Genomic DNA, 17,673 nt, shown 5'->3' with positions numbered 1-17,673 from the left:
GCGCGCGGGAAGGAAGAAGTAAGAAGGAAGAATTATGAAATCAGCGCCCGAGGCCTCCTTTCTTCCTTCTTAATTCTTACTTCATCCTTCGCCGCCCCCCGCTCACTCGGCATCTTCAACGCCAGTTTAAACTTACGGATTCTTACCATGACTAAAGTAGCCTTAGTAACCGGCGGCAGTCGCGGCATCGGTTTCGGCATCGCCGAGAAACTTGCCGCCGAGAAATGGGACCTCGTCATCAACGGCGTCCGTCCCGCGGACGCGGTGACCGAGCCACTCGAGGCCCTGCGCAAGCACGGCGTCCGCGTCGGCTACGCCCGCGGCGACGTCGGCTCCGTCGAAGGACGGGCGTCAATCGTCGCGGCGACGAAGGCCTTTCTCGCTGCCGCGCCGGAGGCTTCCGGGCTCGACCCTGCTCGCTACCCGCTACTCGCTACTCGCTCCTTCCTCCTCGTGAACAATGCGGGGGTGGCGCCAAAGGTCCGCGCCGATCTCCTCGAAACCTCCGAGGAAAGCTACGACTACGTCATGAACACGAACCTCCGCGGCGTGTTCTTTCTCACCCAAGCCTTCGCCCGCGACATGGTCGCCGCCAAGCAGGCTGATCCCGCCTTCAGCGGCACGATTATCAACATCACCTCGATCTCAGCCACGGTGGTCTCGATCAACCGCGGCGAGTACTGCATCGCCAAGGCCGGCCTGAGCATGCTGAGCCAGCTCTTCGCCACCCGCCTCGGCCCCGCCGGCATCCCCGTTTACGAAGTCCGCCCCGGCGTCATCAAAACCGACATGACCGCAGGGGTGACCGAGAAATACGACAAACTGATTGCCGGCGGCCTCTGCGTGCAGCCACGTTGGGGTTTCCCCGACGATATCGGCAAGGCCGTCGCCGGGCTGGCCCGCGGTGATTTTCCGTTCTCAACTGGGCAAGTCGTCATGGTCGACGGTGGTTTGACCATTCCCCGCCTCTGAGGCGTGACGGCGGCAATTCACGTTCGCCTTTCCCATGGCACTCCCTCCTGACACAAGCTTGTCAGCTGTTCATGCTATGTTGCGTGCATGAAACCACCTCTCCCGCCCCTGCTGGCCGCGTTTGTCGCGGCGAAGAACGACCACGACAGCATCGCGTTCACCGCCTGCTTTGCAGCCGATGCAATCGTGCGCGACGAACAGCAGACCCACCGGGGCGCCTCCGCCATCCAGGCCTGGTTCGAGGAAGTATCCCGCAAATATCGCACCCGGATGAGCGTGACCGCCATCGAGAAACAGGGCGGAAAAACCGTGCTGACCGCCGAAGTCTCCGGCGACTTCCCCGGCAGCCCTTTCCCCTTCCAGTATCACTTGACGCTCAAGGACGATAAAATCGCAGCCTTGGAGATAACCTCCGACTGAATCCAGCTAGCGACTAACAGCGGTCGGAATAGTAACACCCGACCTCGGCTTTCCCTATCGCTACTTCGGGACTCCCTGCGTCTCTGTGGTTAATCTGCCTCAGCCCGTCTCGCCCAGCGCCTTCCGCAACCGCGCCAGTTCAGTCTTCAGGCCCGCGACCTCCGCCTCCAGCGCCGCCACTCTCGCCTCTATTTCCGGCGGCAACGTCAGCGCCACCGCCACCTTGAGCGGTTCGCGCGCCCCCTCGGCTCCGGCCGCACCCGCCACGTCTTCCGCCGACGGCTCGCCCGTCAGCAGCTGCACCCAGCGTGCCTCCTTCTGTCCGGCCTGACGCGGCAGTTTGCGGACCAGCGGTTCTGCCCGCTCACCCAGATGAGCCAGCAGCACCTCACACCCCGCCAGATCCGGCACGGCCGCCATGCGCTCGCAGTTCCCGCGCAACCCCGCCGTCGTCTGCGGTCCGCGCAACATCAACTCGGCCAGCATCGCCTGCGCCAGTGGCTCCACGGGAAACCTTTCCCCGAAGCGGTGCTTGAATTTGATCGCCCGCGCGTTTGCCCCGCTGAACGCGGTCACGAGCCGCTTCCCCCTCAGCCGGTCCAGCGCGCCCTCGACCTCCCGCTCGCCCAGCTCCGTCACCGGCGCCCGGTTGTTCTTCTGGTTGCACGCGTTCACCAGCGCATTGAGCGACAGCGGGTACGCATCCGGCGTCGTCGCCTCCTTTTCGATCAGGCAGCCCAGCACCCGGGCCTCCACAAAATCGAGCGCGACCGGCGGCGGCGTTCCTTCCGGCGGGGATTGATCCAGGGTGTCCATGCCTTCATTCCACCTCCGCCTCCGCCCGTTGCAACCACCGCTTCACTAGCCGTGGGCGGTGAGCTAGCTCACGCCGCGCCCTCCAGTCTATATAGAGCCTCAGGCCACATTTGCACCCGGACCAAGGCGGAAGTATCACCCGGGCCATGCTTACCCCGCCCCGTCTGCTCACCCTCTTCCTCTTGATTCTCATCCCCGTCGTTCCCGGCCGGGCCCAGTGGATCGATGGCTTCGATGGACCCAAGATCGAGGGCTGGTTCACCATGACCGGCGACGGCGCCGCCCAGGCCACCCTCGTCCCCCAGGACGGCTTCGCCCGCCTCACGATCGACGCCACCGCTGACCAACACGGCGTCTGGTACACCCTCATCAAGCGCGATGTCTCCGCCGGCCTCGACCTCGCGAAGCTCCGGGACCCCGTCTACGAGCTGCGCGTGGAGGCCCGCGTCCGCTCCAGCCACGCCCCCCGCCGCGTTAATTTCATGCTGAATACCCAGCGTACGACCGACTACCACGAGCACCTGCGTGAGTACGACCTCGCCGAGCCCAACACCTGGTACGTCATCAGCATGACCACCCGCAATTTCGACGCCGGTCCCGGCGACTCCGTCTTCGTCCAGCTCTGCGCCACCGACTTCGGCCCGGACCACTACGAGGTCGATATCGACTACTATCGCGCCGACGTCGTGCGCCGGGATGAGGCTGCCCCCGACCTGGGCGAACCGCTCGCCTATCACCCGCCGGTGCCACCCGTCGCCACCTTCTCCCATCACGCGCCCGTCACGCACGACAGCGTGATCAGCACCGATTTCCCCGACGTGAATTTCAACGACTGGCGCGTCCGCGAACCCGCCGGTCCGGCCCGCGTTCTCACCGTCAACGGCACGCAGTGGATCGTCCTCCGCTGGGATGTCGCGGCGTTCCGTGGCCTCCAGGCCGACGGCGGCGGCGTGCTGGAGCTGACCACCAGCTCGCTGGCCCTCGGCGGCCGATACCAGGCCGCCATGGGCAGGGACTTGGGCGAGGAATTCGGCAAGATCCACGTCATCGAGATCCTCGGCGGCGACCCGGCCTGGGACCAGGAAACCGTCACCTACCAGAGCCTCCTGCAGGGTCGGGCTTACGCCGACGTCTTCAACACCCAGATGATCATCGATCTCGAGCTCGCGGACCAGCCGGGTGCCCCGGCGTTTTTCACCCTTCCTCGCCCGGTGCTGCAGCGCTTGCTCGACGGCCAGAGCAAGGGCCTCCTCATCCGCCCGCTCGGCGCCCTTTCCGGCACGATCTACGCCTCGGAGAACCCGGCCGGCCACGGGCCCGTGCTGCACTTCAACGCCAGGAAGAAATAACGGGGATCAGCCTCAATTGATGGGGTTCATCCGCTGGCGCCCACCCGCCGCGCGACCTCACTGGGTTCGGTTCCGGCTCCCCGCGCCCTCAGTTCGCCGAGGCACCGCACCACCGCCTCGTGCCCAGCATCGGTTTCGGTCGGTTCGAGCTCGAGACAACGGCGGAGGGCGTACGCCCCCTCGGCGAGCCGCTCCCCGGAGGCGAGCGCCACTTGGCCCAGCAGATGATTCGCCGCATAATGCCCCGGCTGCCGCGCCAATACCTCCCGCAAGGAACTGAACGCCGCGGCGAAATCCTCCTCCTGTGCCTGCAACACGGCCCGCGCATAGGCGCCCTCCACCGGATCCCGGCGGTGAATTTCGGCCGCCTCCTCCCGCGCGCGACCCAGCCCGCCGCCCAACAGCCGCGGGACATGCCGATAAAAATTCATCAGGCTGAAACGCGCCCGGAGATTGTCCGGATCCAACTCGAGCGCGTGGCGATAAGCCGCCAGACACCGTCGGCCCAACGCCGCCTTCTCGCGGAACGGCGCCCCCGCCGCCGCCCACGCCAGGCTGTTGCCCAGCCAGTGGTGATACTCCGACTCCCGCGGCGCGAGCGCGACCGCCTGCTCCAGTAACTCCGTGGCGGCCGGATAGTCCCCGCGCCGGATGGCGAGCTTGCCGAGATAGCACCGCGTTTCGGCACACTCCGGTCGTTCGGCGAGCCGCTGCCGGAAAACGATCTCGGCCTCCGCCTGACGCCCTGCCCGATAGAGTACCACCGCCTGATCGGGTTCCACCGCGCCGACATTCCACCCCAGACCCGCAAAGAAAAGCGCGAGGAGACGGAATCTCATGACTGGCAAGGTGATGGACGGCCCATGGACGGCCCCTGCACTCCAAGCGCCGGGGCCCTTCCTGTCCAGTGGCGTCGCGTGACAATCAGGCGACGATTTTCACGCTGCCGGGATTTCACGCGGTCCTGGCCGGCGTCGCGCCCGCTCAAGCACTCGCCCCGGCCTCGACCCCGTGTCTTTCCTCGCCTAGCCTGGAACCCTGATGCTTATACGGGCCCTGCTCGTCTGTGGGTTGATTGCACTGGCCGAGACCGTGCATGGCATCCTGCGCGTCCGGCTGCTCAACCGCCGCGTGGGCGACCATCGGGCCCGTCAGCTCAGTGTCGGCACCGCCTCCCTTCTCATCCTGACCATCGCCTGGTTCACGCTGCCCTGGCTCGCGCCAGCCACCCCCTCCGACGCCTGGGCCATCGGTGGCCTGTGGCTCGCGGGCATGCTAACCTTTGAAATCTCCCTCGGGCGTTTCGTCTTTCATGCGAGCTGGGAACGCATCTTGTCGGACTTCGACCTGCGCCGGGGCGGCTTGCTGGGCTTCGGCATGCTCGTGCTGTTTTTTGCCCCGTGGCTGGTGGGTCGGTGGCGCGGCCTCTTCTGAATCGGGCCGGCGGCTAAAATTGCTCCTGACATCACGCTGTCAGACCCCTGTGCTAGGCTGACCGTCATGACCAAACCCCTTCTCGCCACCCTGGCCCTCGGCCTGGCCACTGCGGCCCTGTCGTCCGCCCAGCCCATCGCGGCCCCCGGCCCGACCCGCGCCGCCGGGGCTTTCGAAGTGAAGATGACCCCGGCCGGCGAGGCCCGCTTCACCCTCGACAAAAGCTACACCGGCGACCTCACCGCCACCGCCACGGGCGAGATGCTCGTCGCCATGACCACGACCAAGGGTTCGGCCGGCTATGTCGCCATCGAAAAGGTGACCGGTTCGATCGCCGGCCGCAGCGGCACATTTTATCTGCAGCACACGGGCACGATGAACCGCGGAACCCCCTCATTAAGCATCACCGTCGTGCCGGACTCCGGCACCGCCGGGCTCACCGGCCTCACCGGCACGATGGACATACAGATCGCCGCCGACGGCAGCCACACCTACACCTTCGACTACACGCTGCCGGAACCGGGCTGATCCCGTTCTGGCCCCAACGGGCTCCCCTCGCCTCAGCCCTTCGCCGTGTCCCCGCCGCCGTCTTTGATCGGGCGCGCGAAGCGGTACTCGATGTCCCAGGGAAAGAAGATCCACTTGTTCTGTTTGAATTCCTTCACGCAGGTGTCGACGATCGGCCGCCCGAGGGGCTTGGCGTAGAGGGTCGCGAAATGCGCCTTGGGCAGCATCTGCCGCACGATCTTCGCCGTGCGCCCCGTGTCCACCAGGTCGTCCACCAGCAGAAAACCGTCGCCGTCGCCCGTCACGCCCTTCAGCACCGTGGCCTCGCCCTGGTGCTGCTCGGCGCCGCCACCGGCCGCGCCGTAGCTCGTGACACACACCGTGTCGATCAGACGGATCTCCAGCTCGCGCGCCACCAGCGCCGCCGGCACCAGGCCGCCGCGCGTGATCGCGATGATCCCTCGCCAGCTGCCCAGCGCATGGAGCTGCTTGGACAGGTACCGGGCGTCCCGGTGCAACTCGGCCCAGGAAATGACAATTTCGTCGTCGTAGCGCGAGGTGGGGTCGGAGGACATGCCGGATCGCAAACCCGGCCCACGCCGGCGTCAACCCTCCTTCGGAATCAGGAGGCAAAATGCCAAAAAACAGTCAGGCTCCGGCCGCGTGGCCGGCCGGGCGTCACGGCGCCACCGGCTTCAGCACGAGGTCGTGGAAATCGAAGCTGAAGTCCGTCAGCGGCGAAATCGCCTCCATCTTCACTTGGTCGATCCCGCCGGCGGGCGTCAGGGCGAAGGTCACGAAGGCGTCCGCGTTGTGCGACCGGTCGTGCCAGCGCACGATGAAGGTGTCGTGCTGCCAGTGCTCCAAGTCGCCGGTGAGCTTCTCCGTCCGGCTGAAACGCATCGCGAGCTTCCCGTCCTTTTCCTCGATGAAGACATCCCCGCGCCACACGTCGCGGTAGGTGCCGGCGTACTTCGCCAGCGGCAGCGAGGGCGTCGAGTCCGCCGCGCGCCCGGCCACCAGCTTCGCCCACGACTCGTCCGCGTTGCCCTGCCCCTGCTTCATCAGCTCGGCGTAGGCCGCCACCCAGTCGGTCGCCGGCGCCCCGAGGTAGGCGTCGAGCACCCGCAGGCTCACCGCCTGGAACGCCGCGCCCGACTCAGCGTTGGTCAGCACCACCACGCCCAGCCCCAGCTCGGGGATGAGCGCAACCTTCGACACCTGCCCCGGCCAGCCGCCGGTATGCGAAACCACCTTGCGGCCGCGGTAGTCCGCGAGGTCCCACCCCAGGCCGTAACCGCGGAAGTTCGGCCGCGTGACCTTGAGCGCCTCGATCTTGGGTTCGCCGATCCCCATGGGCGTCACGAGCGACCACATCGCCTTCTGTCGGGCCGGCTGGAACAGCACCGCCTCCTTGCCGTCGGCGCCCGCCGGCAACCGGCCGCCGGCGAGCTGCACCCGCACCCACTTGGCCATGTCCTGCGCGCTCGAATAGATGCCGCCGGCGGCCGACGCGTTGTCCCACGCCAGCGGCGGCACGGGCTTGAGATCCTTGAAATCGTATTTGGCGTGCCCCATCGCGGCGTTGCCACCGGGAGGCAGGTCCAGCCAGTTCACCAGCGAGTCCGTCATGCCTACCGGCGCGAAGATCCGCTGCCGCATGAAATCCTTCCAGCTCATCCCCGACACTTCCTCGAGCACCAGCCCGGCCGCGGCGTACAGGATGTTGTCGTAGGCGTACTCGGCGCGGAAACTGTTCGCCAGCGGCACGAACCGCAGCCGCTCCACCACCTCGCGGGTCGTGAGATCCGTCGCCGGCCAGAACAGCAGGTCGCCCGCCCCGAGGGCCAGGCCGCTGCGGTGCGTGAGCAGGTCGCGCACGGTCATCTCGGCCGTCACGTACGGGTCGCTCATCCGGAACCACGGCAGGCGCTCCGTCACGCGGTCATCCCAAGCCACCTTCCCTTCGTCCATCAGGATCGCGAGCCCGGCCGCGGTGAAGGCCTTGGTGTTCGACGCGATCGCGAACAGCGTGCGCCCATCCACCGGCTCGGGCCGGCCCAGTTCGCGCACGCCGTAACCCTGCGCCAGCACCACCTCGCCGTCCTTGACGATCGCCACCGCCAGGCCCGGCACGTCGAACTCCTGCTGCACCCGCGCCACATAGGCGTCGAAATCATGGAGCCCCGCGGGGCGCTCCGCTGCCCGTAGGCCAGTCAACCCGACGACGCATACCAGAACCGCCCGCAGGATCATCTTCATGACCTCATGATTTCCCACCCCACCCGGGTATTGTCAAAGTCCGAGCGACCCCAGCACCCGGCGGGTCGGGCGCATTTTACAATCCGAAGCCGTTGGCCGGGCGCGCCCGGCCGGACTAGACCGGGTTTTTACCTCAAGCCCCGCCCGGCGGGAGACGATGGCTTCCCTGACGCACAAATGTCCGCCCTCGGCCCCGTCGCTGGCGGACGCCACTGCGTTACCCCGTCCCATGGCCCGCATTCTACTTGTCGACCCCAGCGAGACGGCGAGGCGAGCCATGCATGGCATCCTCGCCCGCGGGGAGCATCGTTTCGTCGCCGTCGACAGCCCCGGCGCCGCCTGGACCTTCCTCCGCCGGAATCCCGGGGTGGACCTGCTCTTCACCGGCTTGAAGCTCGAGGGCAGCGGCAACGGCCTGTCCCTCGTCCAGAAACTGCGCGCCGATCCCTGCCTGCAACACCTCCCGGTCGTCGTCTACACCGGTCATGGCGACCGCGATGCCGTGCGCCTCGCCGTCAATCTCCGCGTCCAGAACTTCCTCGTGAAACCGTATCACGACGAGGACATCTTCGCCGAGATCGACAAGGCCGCGATCGACCCGTGGCGCAACCGCTTCTTCGAGGAGGAAAAATCATTCTGCCGCCTCATGGGCCTCACGCCCGCCGCCCTGCATGACCAGCTCGCGGCGCTGCATCGCGACCTCGGCCTCGCGCGCCTGCCCCTCCAACAATGCGAGGCCATGGCCGACAGCCGCCTCGCCTCCAACCGGGTGACCCCCCTGCGCCAGCAGGCCGAGGCCGCCGGCGCCTGGGCCGTCGTGGAGGCCCTGACCCAGATGATCGAACACGCCGGGGAGAACCGCTGGTCCCTCTGGTCCAGTGACCTCGAGAATCTCGACTACGCCATCCTTCTCCTCGCCAGCCGGCTCGATCCCGACCACGCGGCGTCGCCCGATTTCTACGTCGAGACCACCGACATGACCGTCGAGGAGGCCCAGGACCGGGCCAACTGGCTCGCCGCCCCCGCGGAAGGACGCTGCCCGGTCCTGCCCTGGGCCCAGCTCCAGCGCGAGATCGAGGCCCTGCCCGGCTGCCCGGTGATCGACTCCGCCGCCGCCGCGTTCCAGATGATCGCCAACGGCCATCCCTCCTGCATCAACCCGCTCATGGACCTGGTCGCCCGCGACCCCGGCCTGACCGTCCAGATGCTGATCGCGGCCAACCAGGCCCATCCCCCGCAGGCCGGCGACAACTTCATCGAGGACGCCCGGCTCGCCGTCGGCCAGCTCGGCGAACTGCGGCTCGAGCAGCAGGCGCGCGGATTGGTCGTCGTGGAGGAACGCCGGCTCAACCTGCCTCCCACGTTCAACTGGCCGCATTACTGGACCTTCCAGCGCGGCGTCGCGCGCATCGCCCAGGCCATCTGCCACGACCTCGAGTTCTACAGCCTCGAGCCCGTGGCCCGCGTCGCCGGCCAGCTCCACGACATCGGCCGGCTGATCCTCGCCCACCTCCACCCCGCCGGCTTCCAGGCCATCCTCCAGCACGCCCACACCCAGCGCCTCCGCCTCCACGACGCGGAAAAACTCTTTCTCGGCTGCACCGGCAACCACCTGGGCGTGCACTTCGGCGAACGCTTCGGGCTCTCCCGCCGCTTCATCAATGTCCTCCGCGGCATCGACGATCCGGCCGCCATCACCGAGGACATACAGCTCGCCGCCATCGTGTCGCTCGCCCGCAAGCTCTGCCGTCAGAACGGCGTCGGCGCCAGCGGGGATCCGGTCCTCGACACCGCCAAGCCGATTGAGGCGACCGCGCAGTGGCGCGTTCTCAGCGAGGGACTCTACCCCAGCTTCAACCTGCCGAATTTCGAGGCGAAGATCCACGCCCAGTGCGGCCGCCTGCGCACGGAGCTCAGCGGCCACCAGGCCGGCACCGTCGGCGAACTCGTCGCCGAGGCCGCCCCGTAGCGCGGCCTGAACGACGTGTAGCCGCGGTCGCGGAAACGCCTGTCAGATCCTTACTGGATCCCGAGCAGCTCGACCTCGAAGATCAGAACGGAATTCGGCGGGATGTCGCCCTTCGGCTGCGAGCCGTAGGCCAGCCCCGCCGGGATCGTGAGCTTCCACTTGTCGCCGACCGACATCAGCTGGAGGGCCTCGGTCCAGCCCGAGATCACCCGGGTGAGCGGGAACTCGACCGGCTCACCGCGTTGCACCGAGCTGTCAAAGACGGTGCCGTTCGTCAGCATGCCGTGATAGTGGACCTTCACCGTGTCGGTTTCCTTCGGCTTGGCGCCGGTGCCGGTGGCCAGCAACTCATACTGGAGCCCCGAGGCCGTCACGGTCACGCCCGGCTTGGCCTTGTTTTGGGCAAGATAGGCCTGCCCCTCGGCGAGCTGCTTTTCCCCCTCGGCCGCGAGCGCCGCGGTCATCTTTTGCTGCATCGCCTGGAAAGCCGCCTCGAGGTCCGCTTCCTTCACCCGGGTCTCGGCCTTGGCCAGGCCGTCGCTGACGCCGGCGAAGAGCGCCGCCTGGTCCACCGCGAGTGCGCGGTCCCGGGCGAGGCCGGAACCGATGTTGAAACCGATGCCATAGCTCACCTTCTGGTCGACCGACTCAATGACCGCCGCCTTCGGGGCCGGGGCCTCCGCCGGCTTCTTGCCGCAGGCGGTGAGGGAGAGAACAAGGACGGCGAGCGTGGCGCGGATGACGGGGGAGTGGAGGGTCATGGGTGGGTGGACGGTGGCAGGAAAGGAAACAGGCCCGCGACAGAAAACGACCGCGCGCGGCAACACAAGACCGGGATTGCCGCCGCTCAGCCGACCGGCGCGCAATCCACCGCCACGAGGCAAACGTCGTCGGGCAAACCGCCGATGCCGGGAGGACGCCACGCCTGCACCTCGGCCAGCAGCCCGTCGAGGACTTCGCCGGAGCGCTGGGCCAGCCGGGCGGCCACGGCCTCGCGCAGCCGGTCCTGGCCGAACTGCTCACCATCCCCCCCTTCCACCTCATAGATCCCGTCCGTGAACAGCAACACGGCGTCGCCGGGCGCCAGCGGACGCCGCGCGGTGGCGTAGACAAATTCCGGCATGAGCCCGAGCGCCGGGCCGGGCCCGTCGGGCAGCGTGCACGGGGTCACCCGGCCGGCCCCGCGTTCCAGGTGCAACGGCGTGGGATGCCCCGCGTTGGCCAGGCGCACCTCGCCGGCCGCAGCGTCGGCCACCAGATACACCGCGGTCACAAAGACGAGGTCGCCGACACGCGCGAGCAACGCGTGGAGCTGGGCGTTCAGCGCGCCGAGGAAGGCGCCCGGGTCGCCCGCGAGCGCCTGCTGCTCGCGGATCAACCCGCGCAACAACGCCGTGATCAGCGCGGCGCGCACGCCGTGCCCCATCACATCGCACTGGAACACGCCGGCCGCGGTGGCCGACACCGGAAACACGGTGAAAAAATCCCCCGCCACCTGGTGGCTGGGAATCCAGTGGTGGCAGAACCGCAGCCGGCTGTCCGCGGGGGCCGCGTCAGCCGGGAACACCGGGTAACCCTGGGGCAGCAGCGCCTGCTGCACCTCGCGCGCCATGGTGAGATCCGCCTCCAACTGGGCGTGCTGGCGGCGCAGCAACGCGGTGGACTCGGCCAGCTGCTCCTCGAGCCGCCGGCGCTCGAGCGCCCCGAGAATAGCCCGGCGCAGCGTGGGCAGGTTGAGCGCCGTCTTCACCAGGTAATCCTTCGCGCCGAGCTTCATCGCCTCGACCGCCACCTGCTCGCTCCCCGCCCCGGTCAGCATGATCACGACCGGGCGCCGGTCCTCGGGCAGCGCGTGCACGGCCGCGAGCAGCGTGAGCCCGTCCTCATCCGGCAGCAGATAATCGAGCAGCACGAGCGCATGGCCGCCGCGCTTAAATTCCACGCGCGCCGCGGCCCCGGTGGCCACGCAGGTTGCCTCGCAGGTCAGGCCCCCGCCCAGGTTACGCACCAAACCCCGGAGCACCGCCGTGGTCGTCGGGTCGTCGTCCACAATCAGGACCGGGATGGGGCTGCTGTCCATGGCGGGTACGCCCATCATCGACGCCAGCGCGGGTCACGCGAGGGTTTTTTGGGGCAAGGGTCAACCCGACCGAGGGCGAGTTCGCCCGCGCTCCATCATTCCTGGGCGCGACGGCGACCCCGCCATGTGATTTTCGCGGCCCTGACAAAAAAAGAGCCGGCCCTCGCGGACCGGCTCTCGGAAATCAATCGGGTTGCGGCGCTCAGCCCTCGTAGCCCGGGAGCGTCTTGTCGACACTCTCGCGGGTGAGCTTGGCGTAGGCCGGCAGGCCGTTGTCGAACGGCACCGCGACCTCGCCCTGGATGAGCGGGGTGGCGTAGCGGAAGAACTGGAAGTTCAGGCTGACACCGTCCTCATTGACCCACTCCTTCGGGAGCTTCTTGAGGTTGCCGACCACATCGCTGAGGGCGCTCAGGCCGGTCTCGCAGGTGTAGACATCGCCGTCACCACGCACGAGCGTGACGAGCTTGCCGGTCTCGCCGTTGACCGCCGCCTTGACGGCGGCCTGGCCGGCGAGGAACGCCTCGTCGGCGTCGGTCTTGGACGCCAGGTGGGCGGCGGCGCGCTGGGCGACGCCGAAGCGGGCCACGCGGGCCTTCGCGCCGACCTGGGACTCCACGAGATCCTTGAGCGCCTCACCCACGCCGCCGAGCTGGGCATGGCCCGCCGGATCGGACGCGCTGGTCTCGACGGAAACGTAGTTGCCGTCCTTGTCCACGAGGCCCTCGCCCACGACGACCACGCAGTGTTTCTCGCGCTTGAGCACGCGGCGGACATCCTCGACGAACTTCTCGTTGCTGAAGGGGACTTCCGGGAGATAGACGAGGTGCGGGGGATCGTTCGGGTGGTCGCGGCGCTTGGCCAGCGAGGCGCCGGCGGCGAGCCAGCCGGTGTTGCGGCCCATGACCTCGACGAGCGTCACGAGGTCGCCCTGGCCGATCGCCTCGGCGTCGAGCGCGAGCTCCTTGACGCTGGCGGCGATGAACTTCACGGCGCTGCCGTAGCCGGGGCAGTGGTCCGTGGCGGAAATGTCGTTCTCGATCGTCTTCGGGATGCCGATGACGCGGAGCTCGTAGCCGGCGGCCGCGGCGGTCTCGCCGAGCTTGACCGCGGTCTCCTGGGAGTCGCCGTCGCCGATGTGGAAATAGTAACGGATGTTGTGGGCCTTGAAGACCTCGAGCACGCGGTCGAAATCGGCCGGCTTCTTGAGCTTGGTGCGGCAGGAGCCCAGGGCGGCGCCGGGCGTATAGCGGAGGCCGCGGATCGCCTGCTGCGACTCGGAGGCGAGGTCCACGAGGTCCTCGTTCAGGAGGCCGTGCACGCCGTTGAGCGCGCCGTAGACTTCCTCAATGCACGAATGATTGAGGGCTTCGGCGACAACGCCGGCGACGCTGGCGTTGATGACGGCGGTCGGGCCGCCGGTCTGGCCGATGAGACAGTTGCCTTGGAGTTCTTCTGCCATGGTGTGGGTGTGGTTAAAGCTGGTATCTAAATGAACGCGAAGGGTCAAAAAAGGCCCCGCCCCGGGGACTGGCAAACCAAATCTCCCGGCCGGGGGGATTTAGGGCGACCCGAGCGCAACGGCTCGACTGTAGGGCGGGGCGCCGACGGAGGCTTGGCGGAGAGGGCGGAGCAACCCCGCCTCTCCCGCTCTATCATGTTCGAACGCAAGGCGGGGTCCGCGACCCCGCCCTACAAAATGACGTCAGAGCAGCTTGCCCGGCCGGTACTCGGCGGCGCCCTTGTGCTTTTTCACCAGCGGGGCGACCGCGGCCACAAAGGCATCCACCTGGTGCGGGGCCGCGCCGACAAAACGCTCGTTCTGGCGCAGGACCTCCGTGAGCTTTTTCTTGCCCAGGCCGACGCGCTTGTCGCCGGCCAAGCGGGCCAGCAGATCGGCGTCTCCGCCCAAACGCAGGGCCTTGGCGGCCGCCAGCGCATGTTCCTTGATCGCCTCGTGGGCGGTCTCGCGACCGGCGCCGTTCTTTACGGCCTCCATCAGGATCGTGGTCGTGGCGAGGAAGGGCAGGTTGCGCTGGTTCTCGGCCGCGATGGCGGCGGGGAACGCCTCCAGCTGGCGCAGCACGGTGAGGAAGGTCTCGAACAGGCCGTCGATCGCGTAGAAGGCATCGGGCAGCGCCACGCGGCGCACCACCGAGCACGACACATCACCCTCGTTCCACTGGTGGCCGGCGAGGGCCGCCGTCATCGTGACATAACCGGAGAGGATGGTCGAAAAGCCGCAGACGCGCTCGCAGTTGCGGGCGTTGACCTTGTGCGGCATCGCGGACGAGCCCACCTGCCCTTCCTGGAAACCCTCAGTCAGCAGGCCCGCCCCGGCCATGAGGCGAAGCGTGGTCGCGCAGCTGGCGGCCGCGGCCCCCACCTGGTGCAGCGCGCTCACCGTGTCGAAATCGAGCGAGCGCGGGTAGACCTGGCCCACGGCGCCGAAGGCCGCCTTGAAACCGAGGTGCTTGATGATGCGGCCCTCGAGCTGGTCCACCTTGTCGGTGTCCCCCCCGAGCAGCGTGAGCTGGTCCAGCTGCGTGCCGACCGCGCCCTTGAGGCCGCGCACCGGGTAGCGGGCGATGAGGTTATCGAGCCGGTCGTGGGCCAGCTGCAGCTCCTGGCCAAACATGGCGAGGCGCTTGCCCAGCGTGGTCGGCTGCGCGGGCACGTTGTGCGTCCGGCCGGTGAGCATGACGTCGCGGTATTCGGCGGCGCGCTGGGCGAGGAGATGGAGCGCGGCCACGGCCTTGAACTGCACGAGCTTCAGTGCGCGGGCGACCTGCAGCTGCTCGACGTTCTCCGTGAGGTCGCGGCTGGTCAGCCCGAGGTGGATGAACTGGCGGCTGGCCAGGTCGGAAAACTCCTCCAGGCGGGCCTTCACGTCGTGGAGGGTGACCCGCTCGCGCTCCTTGATGCGTTCGAGGCTGACGTCATCGCGCACGCGCTCGTAATCCTTGATCGCCTCGGCCGGGATGGCGACCCCGAGGTCGCGCTGCGCCTTCATCACCGCGATCCAGAAGTCCCGTTCCAGCAGGATGCGTCCGTGCGCCGACCAGATCTCCTGCATCGCGCGCGAGGCATAACGCTCGGCGAGCACGTTGGGAATGGGATCGGTGGCGGGGGTGGACGTCGGGTGGTTCAAGACCGGAAAGCGTTAGCCCCCGCCCGCCCCCTTGCCAATGGCAAACCGTGTCAGGTAGGCCGCGGGATCCCCTGCCTTGTGGGAGGGCCCAGCTCCCGCTGGGCCGCGCCCGTGATACCCTGTGCGCCCATCAACCGCGACCCTTACGTCAAACACCGCACCGCCATCTCGCGCAGGACGGTTTCCTGATCATTGGGCCGGCGGATGATTTCCTCGAACGCCGCGATGAACTCCTGCTGGTTGTCGATCAGCCGGCGCAGCGGCGGCAACCGGCCCGTGCCGACCAGCTTGCCGACATACCACTGGTTCTGCGTGAAGAGGTTGTAGCCACTTTTCTCGGCGTCCCCGCCGAAGTGCTTCGCGTAGGCGCCCTGCGCGCGCGCCCAGGCCGCCTTGTCGAAACCGTAGGGACCGGGCGCGCGCAGGTCGCCGGCATCGATCAGCACGCGCGCCTGGATCAGGATGCGGTTGCGGTTCTGCAGCGACGAGAGCACGGGGCGGGCGTCGCCGCCGGTGAAGAAATGCTGCGTCAGCGCGCGCAGGGTGCCGTGCAGGTCGCCGGCAAAGAACCGCTCGGCCGACTCGAAGAAATCACCCTCCGCCATGTTGGGCGTGAGCTCGATCACCTGCGCCGCCTCGATCACCCCGCCCTCCTGCCCCACGTAGGTCGCCAGCTTGCGCACCTCTTCCGTGATGAGCCGCGTGTTGGCGCCGACCTTGGTGAGCAGCACCTCCACGGCCCCCTCGCCGAACGTGACGCCAAACGCGCGCGCCTCCGCCAGGGCCACGCCCGCCAGGGCCTCGACGGCATTGTCCCCGTCGCCGCCCGCCAGCGTGAAATCGCCGTTCGCCTCGCACCACTTCGGAAAACTGCGGCGGCGGTCCACCGGTGCCGCGGTCACCACCACGGAGACCTCATCCGGATTCACCTTGGCCAGGATCTCCTGCAGTGCCTCGACCTGCTTGAGCGTGCCCTCGGCCCGGCCGGTCACGTTGTCCGCGAGGAAACTCACGTCCTTGAGCCACACCACGCGCTTGCCGCCGAACATCGGCACGGTCTGCACGGCATCGCGAAAGCGGTTCACCGCGGTCTCCACCTCCTCCAGGTTGCCGGCAAACCCGTTGATGATCTCACGGGAAAAATCGTCGGCCTGCGCCTCGGCCACCAGGGCGTCGAACCGCTCCCGGCCCACGCGCCCGACGAGGAAGTCGTCGGGTCCGCAGACGAAGACGAAGGCTTTGGTGGCGGCGGGAGGCATCGGTCGGTGATTTGCCCACGAATCCTCCCAAAGCGCACGCCGAATTTTTATGGCATTTCAACTGAAGGGCGGGATGTAGAGCTCCCGCCCTGCAACCAGGCCCCCTCAGTTCACCTGCGGGGCGGCGATGCGGTGCGTTTCCTTCAGCACCTCCCGCCGCAACCAGTCGATCGCGTCGTTGATCGCGCGCTGCTTCACCGCGGCGCGCGGGCCGGGGTAGGTCAGCTGCTTGGCCCAGTCACCGTGGGGGCTGTGCAGGCCGATATAGATGCTGCCGAGGGGATTCTCGCCTCCGCCCGTGCAGGGGCCGGAGAAACCGGTGATCGCCAGGCCGTAGTCGGCGCCCAGCTTCTCCGCCACGCCGCTCGCCATCGCGACGGCACACTCGGGGCTGACCGCACCATGCTGCTTCAGGAGGCACTCCGGACACTCCAGCATGAGCATCTTGGCCTCATTGCTCGTGCTGACGATGCCGCCCTGGAAAAATTTGCAGGCGCCGCAGAGGTCGGCGAAGGCGTTGGCCAGCATGCCGCCCGTGCTGGCCTCGGCCACCGCGAGCGTGCGGCCCTGCTGCTTGAGCTGGTCCGCCACCACCTGCGCGATGCTGTCATGGCCGAAACACAGGAGATTGTCGCCGAGCAGCGCCGCGCACTCGCTGGCGATCGCGCGGAGCTTTTCCATCCCATACCGCCCGTCGGGGGAGCTGATGCGGCAGTCCACCTGCCCCTGGTGGGCGCAAAAGGCGATGCCCAGCCCCGGACTGCGGCTGAAGGTGCACTCGAACATCGTTTCCAGCGCCGACTCGCCGATGCCGATCGAGCGGATCTGGATGTAGGCTTCCTGGTCCGAGAGTTTGCCCCGCGCCGCCAGGCGCGGGATGACCTGCTCGGTGAACATCGGCTGCAATTCGTTCGGGGGGCCCGGCAGCATGATGAGCAGCTTGCCCTCTTGTTCGACCCAGAGGCCGGGGGCCGTGCCGTTGGCATTGGGCAGCACCTCGCCGCGCTCAAAACGATAGGCCTGCTTCAGGTTGTTCGCCGTCGGCACGCGCTGGAACTTCGCGAAGCGGGCCCGGATGGCCTCTTCCGTCCGCGGGTCGAATACCAGTTTCTGACCCAGCACCGCGGCGAGAACCTCGCGCGTGCGGTCGTCGCAGGTCGGGCCCAGGCCACCCGTCGTGATGACGACATCCGCCCGCGCCCAGCTCTCGCGAAACTGCGCGGCGATGGCGTCGGCCTCGTCCGTCACCGTCACGTTGCGCTGCAACTGCACGCCGCGCCGGCCCAACTGGGCGCCGATCCACGTGAGGTGGGCATTCGCCGTCAACCCAAGCAGCAGCTCGTCACCGAGGGTGAGGAGTTCGTAGCGTGAGGAAGTTGTCGGCGCGCCTTGGCGCGCGGGATCGGAGTGTGCCGGAATGTGTGCCATTTACTGAACTAACTGGGGCACCGTAC

General features: G+C 67.8%; 16 protein-coding genes. 6 read left to right on the top strand and 10 right to left on the bottom strand.

Annotation, left to right across the window (positions count from 1 at the left end):
- Positions 1-147 precede the first annotated feature (147 nt).
- Entirely contained in the window at positions 148-972 is an 825-nt protein-coding gene (locus tag Verru16B_RS06180) for a 3-ketoacyl-ACP reductase (protein WP_069961466.1), read from the top strand.
- 87 nt (positions 973-1,059) lie between these two features.
- A complete protein-coding gene (locus Verru16B_RS06175; RefSeq protein ID WP_069961465.1) occupies positions 1,060-1,392 on the top strand; it encodes a nuclear transport factor 2 family protein in 333 nt (110 codons plus the stop codon).
- A 99-nt stretch (positions 1,393-1,491) separates the two neighbouring features.
- On the opposite strand, the gene Verru16B_RS19100 is transcribed toward Verru16B_RS06175, so the two are convergent.
- Entirely contained in the window at positions 1,492-2,208 is a 717-nt protein-coding gene (locus Verru16B_RS19100; RefSeq protein ID WP_069961464.1) for a YceH family protein, read from the bottom strand.
- 146 nt (positions 2,209-2,354) lie between these two features.
- Here Verru16B_RS19100 and Verru16B_RS06165 point away from each other — a divergent pair, with 146 nt between their 5' ends.
- A complete protein-coding gene (locus Verru16B_RS06165; RefSeq protein ID WP_099093263.1) occupies positions 2,355-3,557 on the top strand; it encodes a hypothetical protein in 1,203 nt (400 codons plus the stop codon).
- Positions 3,558-3,583: 26 nt separating this feature from the next.
- Here the strand turns inward: Verru16B_RS06165 and Verru16B_RS06160 are convergent, their stop codons facing one another.
- The gene (locus Verru16B_RS06160) at positions 3,584-4,396 is read right to left on the bottom strand and encodes a tetratricopeptide repeat protein (RefSeq protein ID WP_069961463.1); all 813 of its coding nucleotides are present in this window, start codon (positions 4,394-4,396) and stop codon (positions 3,584-3,586) included.
- A 202-nt stretch (positions 4,397-4,598) separates the two neighbouring features.
- Between Verru16B_RS06160 and Verru16B_RS06155 the strand changes: the two genes are divergently transcribed.
- The gene (locus Verru16B_RS06155) at positions 4,599-4,991 is read left to right on the top strand and encodes a hypothetical protein (RefSeq protein ID WP_069961462.1); all 393 of its coding nucleotides are present in this window, start codon (positions 4,599-4,601) and stop codon (positions 4,989-4,991) included.
- A gap of 66 nt (positions 4,992-5,057) precedes the next feature.
- Positions 5,058-5,519 (top strand): DUF3224 domain-containing protein, encoded by a 462-nt coding sequence (locus tag Verru16B_RS06150; protein WP_218918813.1) that lies wholly within the window; start codon positions 5,058-5,060, stop codon positions 5,517-5,519.
- Between the two features lie 32 nt (positions 5,520-5,551).
- Here Verru16B_RS06150 and gpt read toward each other — a convergent pair whose 3' ends face one another.
- A complete protein-coding gene (gene gpt, locus Verru16B_RS06145) occupies positions 5,552-6,073 on the bottom strand; it encodes a xanthine phosphoribosyltransferase (RefSeq protein WP_069961461.1) in 522 nt (173 codons plus the stop codon).
- Positions 6,074-6,176: 103 nt separating this feature from the next.
- Positions 6,177-7,760: a serine hydrolase gene (locus tag Verru16B_RS06140; RefSeq protein ID WP_218918812.1), complete on the bottom strand. Its 1,584-nt coding sequence runs from the start codon at positions 7,758-7,760 to the stop codon at positions 6,177-6,179.
- 229 nt (positions 7,761-7,989) lie between these two features.
- Between Verru16B_RS06140 and Verru16B_RS06135 the strand changes: the two genes are divergently transcribed.
- Positions 7,990-9,729 (top strand): HDOD domain-containing protein, encoded by a 1,740-nt coding sequence (locus Verru16B_RS06135; protein WP_169829280.1) that lies wholly within the window; start codon positions 7,990-7,992, stop codon positions 9,727-9,729.
- A 50-nt stretch (positions 9,730-9,779) separates the two neighbouring features.
- Here the strand turns inward: Verru16B_RS06135 and bamJ are convergent, their stop codons facing one another.
- The 6 genes from bamJ to Verru16B_RS06105 all read right to left on the bottom strand — a co-directional run bounded on the left by bamJ (position 9,780) and on the right by Verru16B_RS06105 (position 17,647).
- Positions 9,780-10,490 carry a BamJ family beta-barrel-assembly machinery protein gene (gene bamJ / locus Verru16B_RS06130; RefSeq protein WP_083270146.1) on the bottom strand — a complete coding sequence of 237 codons (711 nt, stop codon included), beginning with the start codon at positions 10,488-10,490 and terminating at the stop codon, positions 9,780-9,782.
- Positions 10,491-10,576: 86 nt separating this feature from the next.
- Positions 10,577-11,809, bottom strand: coding sequence for a SpoIIE family protein phosphatase (locus Verru16B_RS06125; protein ID WP_169829279.1), 1,233 nt, complete (start codon positions 11,807-11,809; stop codon positions 10,577-10,579).
- A gap of 202 nt (positions 11,810-12,011) precedes the next feature.
- Entirely contained in the window at positions 12,012-13,271 is a 1,260-nt protein-coding gene (locus Verru16B_RS06120; RefSeq protein ID WP_069961458.1) for a 6-phosphofructokinase, read from the bottom strand.
- Between the two features lie 243 nt (positions 13,272-13,514).
- Complete coding sequence (purB, locus tag Verru16B_RS06115; RefSeq protein ID WP_237023479.1) at positions 13,515-14,960, bottom strand: adenylosuccinate lyase; 1,446 nt, start codon at positions 14,958-14,960, stop codon at positions 13,515-13,517.
- Between the two features lie 143 nt (positions 14,961-15,103).
- Positions 15,104-16,219 (bottom strand): DNA polymerase III subunit delta, encoded by a 1,116-nt coding sequence (gene holA / locus Verru16B_RS06110; protein WP_069961457.1) that lies wholly within the window; start codon positions 16,217-16,219, stop codon positions 15,104-15,106.
- 105 nt (positions 16,220-16,324) lie between these two features.
- Entirely contained in the window at positions 16,325-17,647 is a 1,323-nt protein-coding gene (locus Verru16B_RS06105) for a CinA family nicotinamide mononucleotide deamidase-related protein (RefSeq protein ID WP_083270145.1), read from the bottom strand.
- Positions 17,648-17,673 lie beyond the last annotated feature (26 nt).

The sequence above is a fragment of the Lacunisphaera limnophila genome (genome assembly GCF_001746835.1).
Classification (GTDB): Bacteria; Verrucomicrobiota; Verrucomicrobiia; order Opitutales; family Opitutaceae; genus Lacunisphaera; species Lacunisphaera limnophila.
Note: the sequence above shows the minus strand (reverse complement) of the source record. Positions and strands in the feature narration are given on the sequence as shown.